The sequence below is a fragment of the Rickettsiales bacterium genome (assembly GCA_035765535.1).
Classification (GTDB): domain Bacteria; phylum Pseudomonadota; class Alphaproteobacteria; order Rickettsiales; family JABCZZ01; genus JABCZZ01.
In genome coordinates this window covers 124,996-138,104 of record DASTXE010000005.1, presented here as the reverse complement: position 1 = coordinate 138,104, position 13,109 = coordinate 124,996, and the positions used below count along the sequence as shown (strand labels likewise).

Sequence of the window (13,109 nt, the reverse complement as noted above, 5' to 3'; positions counted from 1 at the left end):
TATAGCACATACGCCCGTAAAGGCAATTTTGCATATAATTAATTTATTTTTATAATATCATATGATCCATAAGGATTGATTCAAATCAAAAACCCGTTAAAATAGCCGCCATGAACAATACACGCTCTCTCACTTTTCAGGAAATCATCCTGAAACTTCAAAATTACTGGTCCGCCCATCACTGCGTTATTCTGCAGCCATACGACATGGAAGTCGGAGCCGGAACGTTTCACCCGGCAACGGCATTGCGCACGCTCGGCCCCAAGACATGGAACTGTGCTTACGTGCAGCCCTCGCGCCGCCCGAAAGACGGCCGTTACGGTGAGAATCCGAACCGCCTGCAGCATTATTACCAGTTTCAGGTGATCCTGAAGCCTTCGCCGCAGAACATCCAGCAGCTTTATTTGGATAGTTTGCGCGAACTGGGGATCGACCCGATGTTGCATGATATCCGCTTCGTGGAAGATGACTGGGAAAGCCCGACGCTCGGCGCTTGGGGGCTTGGCTGGGAAGTCTGGTGCGACGGAATGGAAGTCACCCAGTTCACCTATTTCCAGCAGGTCGGCGGCATTGAATGCAGCCCCGTGGCCGGGGAACTGACCTACGGACTGGAAAGGCTCGCCATGTATATTCAGGGCGTAGAAAACGTCTATGACCTGAAATACAACGATACCGTAACTTACGGCGAGGTTTTCCTGCAGAACGAGCGCGAATTTTCGGCCTATAACCTTGAACATGCCGATACCAAACAGCTTTTGGAGCAATTTACGCACGCGGAAGAGGAATGCAAAGCGCTGCTGGCGCAGAAACTGCCCCTGCCCGCTTATGATCAGTGTATCAAGGCTTCTCACCGCTTTAACCTGCTGGATGCACGTGGCGTTATCGGTGTTACGGAACGTGCAAGTTATATCGGCCGTGTACGCGCTCTGGCGAAAAGCTGCTGTGAAGCCTGGGTGGAGAAGGAACAAGCCGCCTGATAAACGCCGGAATTCCTTGCTTTTACGCGGGAATATGCTATGGAATCGCCAGAATTGAACCGGCATTTTGAGATTGAAGAGAGTAGTTATGATACTGAACATGTTAAAAGCGAAGATCCACCGCGCAACGGTGACCGAAGCAGACCTGCATTATGAAGGCTCTATCACGGTTGACCCGGTATTGCTGGAAGCTTCCGGTATCCTTCCTTATGAGCAGGTGGATATTCTCAATATCACCAACGGCGAACGCTTTACGACCTATGCGATCGAAGCGGAAAAACGCGGCAAGGGTGACATCAAAATCAATGGCGCCGCAGCAAGGCTCGTGCAGAAAGGCGATCTCGTAATTATCTGCGCTTATGCGACGATGGAGCCGAAGAAGGCCAAAAAGTATCAGCCGGTTGTCGTGCTGGTGGATAGCAAAAACAAAATCAAAAAGTAATCCATGAGCGATTTTCTCCTCGAGCTTTTCTCTGAAGAAATCCCGGCGCGCATGCAGTCCGAAGCCGCACGTCATCTGGCAGCCACCTTTACCGATGCACTGAAACAGGCCGGCATCGAACATGGTAAGGTAAAAACCTTCGTGACCCCGCGCAGGCTTGCTGTGCTGGCAGAAGGCATTCCTACTATTCAGCCGGATATTACCGTCGAGAAAAAAGGCCCGAAGACGAGCGCTCCCCAGGCCGCACTGGACGGGTTCCTGCGCAAGGAAAACCTGGCGGTGGAACAGTTGGAAAAGCGCACAGTAGGCAAGGATGAAATCTACTTTGCCGTGGTGCACCAGAAAGGCCAACCGACTGCAACGCTTCTGAAATCCATTATCGAAAAGATTCTGGCCGCATTCCCCTGGCCGAAATCCATGCGTTGGGGCAGCAATCCTACGCGCTGGGTGCGTCCGCTTCATTCCATTCTCTGCATCCTCGGCAATGAGATCGTACCGGTGGAATTTGCAGGCTTCAAGGCTGGCAACACCACATGCAGCCACCGTTTTCTTGCACCGCAAACCATCACTATTAATTCACCTGCCGATTATGAGTCCGCTCTGGCAAAAGCCTGTGTGATGGCCGATCAGGAGAAACGCAAAGCCGAAATCCAGAAGCAGGCAGAAGCGCTTGCTGCAAGCCATAAACTGAAGCTCAAGCGCGATGACGGATTACTCGCTGAAGTAACCGGACTTGTGGAATTTCCTAATTTGCTGCTGGGCAACATTGACGCGCAGTTCATGGATCTTCCGCCTGAAGTGCTGACTTCCGAAATGCGCACGCACCAGAAATATTTCGCTTTGCTGGATAGCTCAGGCAAGCTCGCCGATAAATTCCTGATCACTTCCAACATGACCACTCAGGACGGCGGAAAGGCTATCGTTGCGGGCAATGAGCGCGTACTGCGCGCCCGCCTTGCGGACGGCCGCTTCTTCTTCGACCAGGACCGCAAGAAAATCCTCGCTCAATGGGCAGAAGGTTTGAAGGACGTCACCTTCCACGCCAAGATTGGTACCATTGCCGACAAGGTAGACCGCATCCGCAAACTGGCCGTCGAACTAATCCGCTTCGTTCCAGGCGCAGATAAAGCCGCTGTTGAGCTGGCTGCCAATCTCTGCAAAGCCGATCTCGTAACCGGAATGGTCGGCGAGTTTCCGGAGCTGCAGGGCGTCATGGGCCGCTATTATGCGCTGCATGAAAAACTGCCAGTGATTATAGCCGACGCCATACGCGAGCATTACCTACCGCTGGGGCCGGATTCTCCTGTTCCGCACAGCCCCGTTTCCATCTGCATCGCATTGGCGGATAAGCTCGATACGCTAATCTCCATGTTTGCTGCGGGGGAAAAGCCGACCGGTTCGAAGGACCCGTTTGCCCTAAGACGCTCGGCACTCGGAATCATTCGTATTATTCTGGAAAACAACCTGCGCCTGCCTTTAAAGTCCCTCTTAAATGAAGAACTGCTGGCCTTTTTCTCTGACCGCTTGATCGTTCAGCTCAAAGAACAGGGCATCCGCGCCGACATCATCAAATCCGTCATGGCGGGGGGAGACGACGATCTCGTACGTGTGGTCGCACGCGCCAAAGCCATACAGGATTTCCTTGCTGCGGAAGACGGCGCCAACCTGCTTGCCGCATACAAACGCGCAGCCAATATATTGAATATTGAAGAGAAAAAAGACAATATTCGCTACAACGGCAGCATAAAAACCGCGCTCTTGCAGCAAGATGAGGAAAAAAAGCTCTCCGAGTCCCTTGCCAGCACGACGCCAGAAACCCTTAAATGGCTGGAAAAAGAAGAATTTTCTCAGGCCATGACCGTACTGTCCAGCTTGCGCTCCCCTGTGGATCGCTTCTTCGATGCTGTAATGGTCAATGCGGAAGATAAGGACCTGCGTGCCAATCGCCTGAGCCTGCTTTCGCAGATTCGCATTACCTTAGACGGAATTGCAGATTTCTCCCTGATTGAAGGCTAACCTATTGGATTGTCATGCCGTGGCTTGACCACGGCATCTCTAACTATATGTAGAAATACCGCAATCAAGTCGCGGTATGACAGCACCTAAAATAATTCTTTTTGCACCGCAGCAAAAATATATTGACAAATTCTGAAAACCTTCCAGCCAATGGTTGACTATTGATGCCTTTGCGTGTACAGGAGGGCTCACTAACTCCAGCAAACGCTTTATTTCAGGGCCTTTATGAGCAACAAATACGTTTACAGTTTTGGCGACGGTTTTGCGGAAGGCAAAGCCGATATGAAAAACCTCTTGGGCGGCAAAGGAGCGAATCTCGCGGAGATGTGCTCGCTGGGTCTGCCGGTTCCTCCGGGGTTCACAATCACCACTGAAGTCTGCACTGCTTATTATAAGAACGGCAAGAAACTGCCTGATACCCTGAAAGATGAAGTAAAGAAAGCGCTGAGTGCCATTGAAAAGGCCGTCGGCGCGACATTCGGCGATGCCAGCAATCCTTTGCTGGTCTCGGTCCGTTCCGGCGCACGCGCTTCAATGCCGGGCATGATGGATACGGTCTTGAATCTCGGCCTCAATGACATCACTGTCGAAGGCCTTGCCGCAAAGACCGGCAATCCGCGTTTCGCGTACGATTCCTATCGTCGCTTTATTCAGATGTACTCCGACGTGGTGTTGGGTATTGATCATTATAATTTCGAAGAATTGTGGGAGGCAAAATTTCATGGTGGTAGCAGCAGCAATAATTCTAATTCCGATAGTGATGATGCTGGCTTACTAAAAGCCCTCGTCGAGGAATATAAGGAAAAAGTACAGCAGGAACTGGGCAAGCCCTTCCCGCAAACCGTAGAAGAACAGCTCTGGGGAGCAATCCAGGCGGTGTTTGATTCCTGGATGAACGCGCGTGCGATCACTTATCGTCGCCTGCACGATATCCCCGAAAGCTGGGGCACGGCAGTCAACGTGCAGTCCATGGTGTTCGGCAACATGGGCAATGACTGCGCAACCGGCGTTGCATTCACACGCAACCCGTCCAACGGCGACAAGGCGTTCTACGGCGAATTCCTGCTCAACGCGCAGGGCGAAGACGTAGTGGCAGGCATCCGCACGCCACAGCCCCTTACCATCAAGGGCAAGGAAACCAGCGGTGGCGATCTTCCGAGCATGGAAGAAGTCATGCCGGATGTGTATGCAGAGCTCGTGAAGATTTACAAAAAGCTCGAACATCATTACCGCGACATGCAGGATATCGAGTTCACGGTACAGAACCGTAAACTCTGGATGCTGCAGACCCGTAACGGCAAACGCACCGCCGCAGCGAGCGTCAAGATCGCCGTGGATATGGTCGCGGAGAAACTGATCACGAAGGAAGAAGCGATCGAGCGTGTCGATCCGCAGGCGCTCGACCAGTTGCTGCATCCGACACTCGATCCGAATGCGAAACGCACTGTACTCGCACGCGGCCTTCCGGCATCGCCCGGCGCTGCTGCGGGCACAGTAGTGTTCTCGGCTGAAGAAGCAGAGCGTCGCGCTCATCACAAGGAAAAAGTTATCCTCGTACGCATTGAAACTTCACCGGAAGATATTCACGGCATGCATGCCGCACAAGGCATTCTGACCGCACGCGGCGGCATGACCTCACACGCAGCTGTCGTGGCTCGCGGCATGGGCAAGCCCTGCGTATCCGGTGCTGGCGACATCAAGATCGACTATGCTGCAAAAACCTTCAAGGCAAGCGGCCAGGTGGTCAAGGAAGGCGACTTCATCACCATCAACGGTCTGACCGGTGAAGTGTTCTTCGGCGAAGTGCCGACGATTCAGCCTCAGCTTTCCGGCGATTTCGCACAGCTGATGAGCTGGGCAGATGAATTCCGCACGCTGAAGATCCGCACGAACGCAGAAACACCGCTGGATGCTTCCAATGCGCGCAAATTCGGCGCGGAAGGTATCGGCCTGTGCCGCACGGAACATATGTTCTTCGATACGGACCGCATCGTAGCTATGCGCGAAATGATCGTCTCTGAAACTGCTGATAAACGCAAAGCCGCATTGGCTAAACTGCTGCCCATGCAGCGCAAGGACTTTGCGGAAATCTTCCGCATCATGACGGGCCTGCCCGTCACCATCCGCCTGCTCGACCCGCCGCTGCATGAATTCCTGCCGCACTCCGAAGCAGAAATCAAGGAAGTCGCAAAAGCATCCGGTGTAACCGTTGAGTTCGTGAAGCACCGTGCCCATGCGCTGCACGAAGCCAACCCGATGCTTGGCCATCGCGGCTGCCGTCTCGGCATCACCTATCCGGAAATTTACGAGATGCAGGCACGCGCTATTTTTGAAGCCGCCAGCGAAGTCGTGAAAGAAAGCAAGAACAAGGTCATTCCGGAAATCATGATCCCGCTGGTCATGACGCCGAAGGAACTTGAAGTGCTGAAAAAACTGGTCGATGAAACCGCTGCTGCCGTTGCCCGTGAAACCGGAGTAAAGGTTGAGTATTTTGTCGGCACGATGATCGAATTGCCGCGCGCCGCGCTGCGTGCAGGTGACATCGCCCAGCATGCGGAGTTCTTCAGCTTCGGCACGAACGATCTGACACAAACCACGCTCGGCCTGTCACGTGACGATGCGGCTTCGTTCATCGAAATCTACAAGCAGAAGAACGTGCTCGAAACCGATCCGTTCGTCACGCTCGATCAGGATGGCGTCGGCGAATTGATACAGCTTGCAGCAGAGCGTGGTCGCAAAACACGTAGCGACATCAAGCTCGGCATCTGCGGCGAACATGGCGGCGATCCCGCTTCGATCGCATTCTGCCAGAAGGCAGGTTTGAACTATGTCTCCTGCTCGCCGTACCGCGTGCCGATCGCACGTCTGGCCGCCGCACAGGCTGCCATTCGCGGCAAGTTCGATAAAGCCGCAGCGGCATAAAGCCTTAAAGTATAAAAGCCAGGAAGCAATTCCTGGCTTTTATTTTATAGGCGAAGCCATTGGGAAACCTTCCGCAAATAATATTATTCACGCTGCACGGGCACTAAAAATTTGACATTTCCGCCTGTATGGGTGATTTACTTTTTACTTAAGTTAACCAAGTAACGTCCTGCTGATGAATCTCGTAATTGTTGAATCGCCTGCGAAAGCAAAAACCATAAACAAATATCTGGGTAAAGATTACCAGGTGCTTGCCTCCTTCGGTCACGTGCGCGACCTGCCATCCAAAGACGGCTCCGTGCAGCCCGACCAGGATTTCGCAATGACCTATGAGGTCGATGCTGATTCAAAGAAACATATCAGCGCCATTGCCAAAGCCGTCAAAGGTTCCGACAAACTGATCCTCGCAACCGACCCTGACCGCGAAGGTGAAGCCATCTCGTGGCACGTGCTGGAAGCACTCAGGGAAAGCAAGGCGCTGCCGAAAAAGATCGAAGTCGAGCGTGTTGTCTTCAACGAGATCACGAAGAAAGCGATTGTCGACGCGATGAAGCATCCGCGCGAGATCGATATGAGCCTCGTGAATGCGCAGCAGGCCCGCCGCGCGCTGGATTATCTTACCGGCTTTACCCTCTCTCCCGTTTTGTGGCGCAAGCTACCGGGCAGCAAATCCGCAGGACGCGTGCAGTCCGTTGCGCTACGCCTGATTTGCGACCGCGATGAAGAAATCGAAAAATTCATCTCCCAGGAATATTGGGATATCCGCGCTGTCATGGCCAACGGTGCCGGCACCGCCTTCAAGGCAAAGCTTTCGGAATGGCACGGCAAGAAGCTCGACAAGTTCGACATCCCGAATGCAAAAACCGCAAAAGAAATCGTCGATGCGTTGCTCAAGAAGCAATACCAGGTTGCAAGCATCGAACCCAAACAGGTGCGCCGCCACCCCTACCCGCCTTTTACCACCTCAACCCTGCAGCAGGACGCCTCGCGCAAGCTCGGATTCAGCGCAAAAAAGACCATGCAACTCGCGCAGAAGCTTTATGAAGGCGTGGATATCGGCGGTGAAACGACCGGTCTTATCACCTATATGCGTACTGACGGTGTCACCGTCTCGCAGGATGCGATTGAAGCAGCGCGCAAGCACATCGCCAAAGAATACGGCGACAAATACATGCCTGCTACCCAGCGCGTTTATAAGGTGAAGCAGAAGAACGCACAGGAAGCGCACGAAGCAATCCGCCCGACCGACGTCACCCGTACACCAGAGCAGGTGGAATCCGTGCTCGACCGCGATATGTTCCGTCTGTATGAACTGGTCTGGAAGCGCATGATGGCGAGCCAGATGGAAAGCGCCGTGTTCGACCAGATGGCTGTCGGTATCGAATCGCAGGATAAGCAGGCACTTTTCCGGGCCGTAGGTTCCGTTATGCGGTTTGATGGCTTCCTGACGCTCTATCAGGAAAGTAAGGATGACGACGAGCAGGACGAAGAATCCCGCGCTCTGCCACCGCTTGAAATGGGCGAATCCGTCAAGACACAGGAAATCGTGCCCGAGCAGCATTTCACCGAACCTCCGCCGCGCTATACGGAAGCAAGCCTGGTGAAGAAGCTGGAAGAGTTAAGCATAGGTCGCCCCTCCACTTACGCCGCAATCATCTCCGTTCTGCAGGAACGCGATTACGTCAAACTCGAAAAGAAACGCTTCATCGCTGAAGCACGCGGCAGAATCGTGAACGCTTTCCTTGTGAGCTTCTTCCGCCGCTATGTGGAATATGATTTCACCGCAAGGCTGGAAGAGCAGTTGGACGAAATCTCCGCAGGCACCATAGATTGGAAAAAAGTACTGCGCGACTGGTGGGAAGCTTTTATAGCGACCGTGGGCGAAACCAAGCAATTGACGAACCCGCAGGTGCTGGAAGCCGTGGACGCGATGCTTGAGCCGTATATTTACCGCAATGTTGCCGCTGGAACCGATCCGCGCGCATGCCCTTCCTGCGGCACCGGAAGACTCGGCCTCAAAACCGGTAAATTCGGTGCGTTCCTGGGATGCTCCAATTACCCTGAATGCAACTATACAAAGCAATTGTCGAACGATGCTCCGGAAAGCGGTGAATCGACCGATAGCAACACCGGGTCCGAACCGCAAATCCTCGGCACCGACCCCGCCAGCGGCCTCGAAGTTTCCTTGCGCAAAGGTCCTTACGGCATGTATGTGCAATTAGGGGCGGATAAGAAGCCCAAGCGCAGCAGCCTGCCCAAAACCCTTGCGCCCGATCAGGTGACATTGGAAGCCGCGCTGGCGTTGCTCTCCCTGCCGCGCGAAATCGGCAAGCATCCTGAGTCAGGCAAAATGATCACAGCAGGCCTTGGCCGCTTTGGCCCTTACCTGCTGCATGACGGCAAGTACACATCTCTCAAGGGCGACGACGATGTGCTGACCGTCGGCATCAACCGCGCCGTAACGCTCATTGCAGAGAAGAAATCCTTTGCCAAGTCCACCGTCACACCGCTGAAGATTCTCGGAAGCCATCCCGAAGGCGGAGAAGTTGCCATTTACGGCGGACGCTATGGCAATTACGTCAAGCATGGTAACATCAACGCTACCCTGCCCAAAGATTCCGAACCGGAAAGCTTCACGCTGGAAGAAGCCATCACGCTTCTGGCCGGTAAAAGCAAAAGCAGCGGTGGAAAGAAAAAGACTTTTGCGGTAAAAAAGAAGAAAGCAGCTAAAGCTAAATAAGGAGTTGTTATGAAAGCGCGTATCTACCAGCCCTCACGTAACGCAATGCAATCCGGCGAAGCCCGTACCCATAAATGGCGTCTGGATTTCCTGCCGGACGCTCCGCTTTTCGTCGAACCGCTCATGGGCTGGACCGGCATGACCGACACCGTACAGGAAGTAAAGCTTTTCTTCCCCACGAAGGAAGAAGCCATCGCTTACGCCCAGAAGAACAATATCGAGTTTGAAGTGGTGGAAAAGAAAAACGAAAAAACCATCAAGCCGAAATCTTACTCTGCAAATTTTGCGTATAACAAGGTTTCGTAACTAGCGCTCACGCGGTTTATCAGCTTGAAGCGCACCTTGAATCGGCGGACGATCAAACGCATTGACAGGTGGCTTATCCTTAGCTCCAAGGGCGGTACTTATTACTCCACGCATCTCTACCACAGCATTATCCGCAACATGTGGTTCATCTGCATAAGGAGCAGCAGGAGGGCCTGCCGGTACTGCTAAACCACTTCCTGTAGCATCTGTTACGCCCCTAGAAGGGCGTATATCAAGAATCACATGGTCGCTAGCAACTGTGTTTGCACTTTGCTCACCTTTTGCCGCATCTGCTGCATAGCCACAAAGCGTACTTGTTAACTCAAGATCATTCATGGCTGAGCGCAGATCATCCAGATTGATAAACAATTTATCACCCTTAACAGCAGCAGTAAAACGCGCAACAGGCCTCCAGCCCTTTTTATCAAATAAATCATTTATTTGAGCCGCAAGCTTCTGAGCAACGCCAATTTGCTCTCGGGGAAAACGAATTTGCGCTACCGGATCACAAATAAATCCACTTCCTCCAACGGTGGGCTCATCGCGTAAGATTTTGGTCTTCAGACAGACATCATCCAAACCTGTAGAGAGCACGACGCTAGCCAAGCACCCCATTTGTAAATGATATTCTAAATAATCTTTTGAATGTCTTGCCATAATATCCCATTTTTTATGAGATATATTATACACGTAATAAGTTAATAGTTCGTAAAACTAATTTCATATTGGCACTCTGTGCGCAGTACGGCTTTTCATTAGTATAACTGGCGATATTATCAAGATAAAAACCACTTCAGCCGAGCAAAAAACCGTAAGCCCGGTCGCTGCGGCGTCTGTAAAGCCATAGCTATGCAACCCAACGCTGAGCAGGTTCACCCCTACCCATGCCAGCGCCACGACAATGTTAATAAGCGCCATGCCGATGGCAAATCCGACCTCGCGTACCTGCCCCGCAACACGCCCATGCAGCAGCCAGATCAGCCACAGCACAATCCACAGCGCCCCGTTTTCCTTCGGGTCCCATCCCCAGAAGCGCCCCCAGGACTGATCGGCCCATATGCCGCCCAACATCGTTCCGACCGTAGTAAATAACAATGCTACCAGCGCCACCATATGCAACCGCCTGTGCAACGCCGCCATTGCACTGGCGGATGTTTTTCCGATAGCTCGCTTGATCAGATATATATGCGCAATCGCTCCCGCCACAATCGCCGAAGCATAACCTGTCGTGATGCAGACCACATGCGTCGCCAGCCAGAAATTGGTGTTCAATACCGCCACCAGCACTTCCAGCGTATCGCTGTCAGCTGCAAAAATATTGGCGGCAAGGATCAGCAGGCTGGAAACAATACCGCTGACCAGCAAACTCTCTCCGTTGCCCTTCTTATGTTCCAGCCAAAGCCCAAAGGCTGATACCAGGAAACTGACGAAAATCATGGATTCATAAAGCGTGCTGACCGGCGGGCGCATCAAAATCCCCATACGCATCAGGATCGCCAGCCCATGAATGCCGGTAGCCGCAGCCATCACCAGATAAGCGGCCACACGCACACGCTCAGCCCCCATTACCAGCGCTAACAATGCTATCATGGCTCCAAGCGGATAAAGCACGACGCTTTTGTTCAATGGTGCAAAAGAATTATAGATTACCTCCAGCGAAAGGGCGAATGGACGCACGGTTTTATACCCAGCACCGAACGCTTCAATCTTTGCCGAATCAGACTTCCATGCTTGAATATCATGCGTATTGTAATCCGCCGCCAGCTTCTGCCATTGCTTGAACAGCATGCCAGTCTCCGGCGATCCCTGCCCTTGCTCGATCACCGCCCAGGGAGCGAGCCATTCATCCGTTCCCTTCCATGCGGGCGGAATAATGCGCAGCAACATATTGCGCTTATCCAGAGCGCTTAACATATCCATGCGATAGGATATTTTAACGTTCAGCAGTTCCTGCGGCGTATATTCCTGCAAGTCTTTCCCTTTAGCTTTCACTGTTGCCTTGACAGCCGCAACGATTTTTTCATGATTCCTCATTGCTTCCAGATAATTCATCTCCGGCGCTTCCGAAAAAGGCAATAGCAGCGAAAAAGTGCCGATAATCTCTGCAAAGTCGTTCGTATTCAGGAAAAGGCGTATCAGTTCCTGCTCGTTCTCCGTGAGGCTACGCTTATCCTTGGCAAGCAACGACTTGATATATTGCTCACGCCCGCCAAACACGGCTGCCATTTCGACAAAGCTATACATCCGGTCGGAACGTTCCGGTAGCGAGAGCGCCTGGACAACTTCCGGGACCTTAACATTGAACAAAGGCTGCTGCATAGCGCCCGCAGGTGCAAACAGAGTACCTGCCAGCCACGCAATCGCAGGTTCACCTTCTACCGTTGCTGCGCCATGAATCTTCTTCAGATAAACGCGGGCAAAGCTATCCAGAGGCTTAATACGTCCTTCATGAAGAATTGGTGTATGGGCAAGATAACCATAATCAAAATCCACATTTTCAGCTGAAAGCAGCGATAACGGGAACAACAGCAGAAATAGTGTCAGCAAATACTTCATGACTTACGCCGCCGTGCAAAAGTGATGGCCAGATGCAGCAGCAGGCCAATGCAGATCGCTGTAATAGCAATATAAGGGAAAATGGCACCTGAATTTTTGACCACCGCCAGAACGGTAAGCAGCTTGTCTTCCGTATCGACAAAAGAAGATTGGTAAAGCGTATAACCACGGTAACGCAGCGGCTGGTTCATTTCGATCACCGTATTCCATTTGAGCGCCCCGTCAATCACCTGCACTTCCGCGCGGTAGCTGCTCGCAATCTCCGTGCCCGGATATTCCGTTTTGGTGAACTTGAGAAGATGGATGTCGAACGGCAAGTCACGTTCTTCCTGCTGCATCACGATTCCGTATTTATCATTGCCCAGCACAAATTCCGGCTGCTGCGCCAACCCCTCGGAAGTAATATAGTTCCCATCCATTGCCGCCGTTCCGCTCACTTCAACCATCGCCCCGGTCTGATTCTTGGCATCTTCGGAATCATATGGGGCAGGCTGCAACTCAAGCCTGGCAGCATCCCCGCGCATGGAATTATCGGGCGTGGCACGCTTCTCGATCCGGCAGTTATAGCAATAGCGTATAATACGCAGCTTGAAGGGGAGTTCTGAACTGGATATTTCCTTGCCATTGTGCAGATCGGCAGCCGGGATATGCAATAAGGCTTTGCCGTCTTTAAGCATCACAAGTTCTCGCTCATGATAATCAGAAATCTTGTGGCTGGTATCTTCCGCACCGAGCACCATATAACCTTCTTCACGCGTCACCGCCGTGAGCAAGCCTCCCAGCAGAAGAATCAACGTGCTCAGGTGAGCGATAATAATCCCGGCATTATGTTTGCGCAGAGGAGACTTCAACAGCAGCTTCGCGCACAAACCCAGCGCAATAACGCCGATAGTGGTATAGGCTCCCGGAAGTGGCAATGGCCCCGCCCACAGGATGAACGAACCGAAAAACAGTTTCTGCGACTGAAAAAGCCCTATGTAACGCTGTGCCACCGTGCCCAGCACAAGCAGCGTCATCAGCCAGGGAAAAAGATAAAAAAGCAACGTAGGCCGGGCCAGGAAATAAGCCGTCGCACGCATGTCTTTCAATATTCTGTTCATCATAGAAATTAACTATTTAACAAGGCGGCACCTTACTATAGAAAACAATG

Annotated in this window: 9 protein-coding genes; 6 read left to right on the top strand and 3 right to left on the bottom strand. The window is 52.4% G+C overall.

Annotation, left to right across the window (positions count from 1 at the left end):
* The first annotated feature begins 110 nt into the window (after positions 1-110).
* From VFT64_08200 to VFT64_08175, 6 genes are all read left to right on the top strand, one after another.
* Positions 111-977: a glycine--tRNA ligase subunit alpha gene (locus VFT64_08200; protein ID HEU5047808.1), complete on the top strand. Its 867-nt coding sequence runs from the start codon at positions 111-113 to the stop codon at positions 975-977.
* Positions 978-1,065: 88 nt separating this feature from the next.
* Complete coding sequence (gene panD / locus VFT64_08195) at positions 1,066-1,419, top strand: aspartate 1-decarboxylase (protein HEU5047807.1); 354 nt, start codon at positions 1,066-1,068, stop codon at positions 1,417-1,419.
* 3 nt (positions 1,420-1,422) lie between these two features.
* Entirely contained in the window at positions 1,423-3,435 is a 2,013-nt protein-coding gene (glyS, locus tag VFT64_08190) for a glycine--tRNA ligase subunit beta (protein HEU5047806.1), read from the top strand.
* 225 nt (positions 3,436-3,660) lie between these two features.
* Complete coding sequence (gene ppdK, locus VFT64_08185; protein ID HEU5047805.1) at positions 3,661-6,357, top strand: pyruvate, phosphate dikinase; 2,697 nt, start codon at positions 3,661-3,663, stop codon at positions 6,355-6,357.
* 175 nt (positions 6,358-6,532) lie between these two features.
* A complete protein-coding gene (gene topA, locus VFT64_08180) occupies positions 6,533-9,097 on the top strand; it encodes a type I DNA topoisomerase (protein HEU5047804.1) in 2,565 nt (854 codons plus the stop codon).
* Positions 9,098-9,106: 9 nt separating this feature from the next.
* On the top strand, positions 9,107-9,403 hold the full coding sequence (locus tag VFT64_08175; GenBank protein HEU5047803.1) for an ETC complex I subunit: 297 nt from the start codon (positions 9,107-9,109) through the stop codon (positions 9,401-9,403).
* Here the strand turns inward: VFT64_08175 and VFT64_08170 are convergent, their stop codons facing one another.
* The 3 genes from VFT64_08170 to VFT64_08160 form a co-directional block, all read right to left on the bottom strand.
* Complete coding sequence (locus VFT64_08170) at positions 9,404-10,060, bottom strand: hypothetical protein (protein ID HEU5047802.1); 657 nt, start codon at positions 10,058-10,060, stop codon at positions 9,404-9,406.
* Between the two features lie 63 nt (positions 10,061-10,123).
* A complete protein-coding gene (gene ccsA, locus VFT64_08165; protein HEU5047801.1) occupies positions 10,124-11,959 on the bottom strand; it encodes a cytochrome c biogenesis protein CcsA in 1,836 nt (611 codons plus the stop codon).
* Entirely contained in the window at positions 11,956-13,062 is a 1,107-nt protein-coding gene (locus tag VFT64_08160; protein HEU5047800.1) for a cytochrome c biogenesis protein ResB, read from the bottom strand. The genes ccsA and VFT64_08160 overlap by 4 nt, the downstream gene beginning before the upstream one ends.
* Between the last annotated feature and the right edge of the window lie 47 nt (positions 13,063-13,109).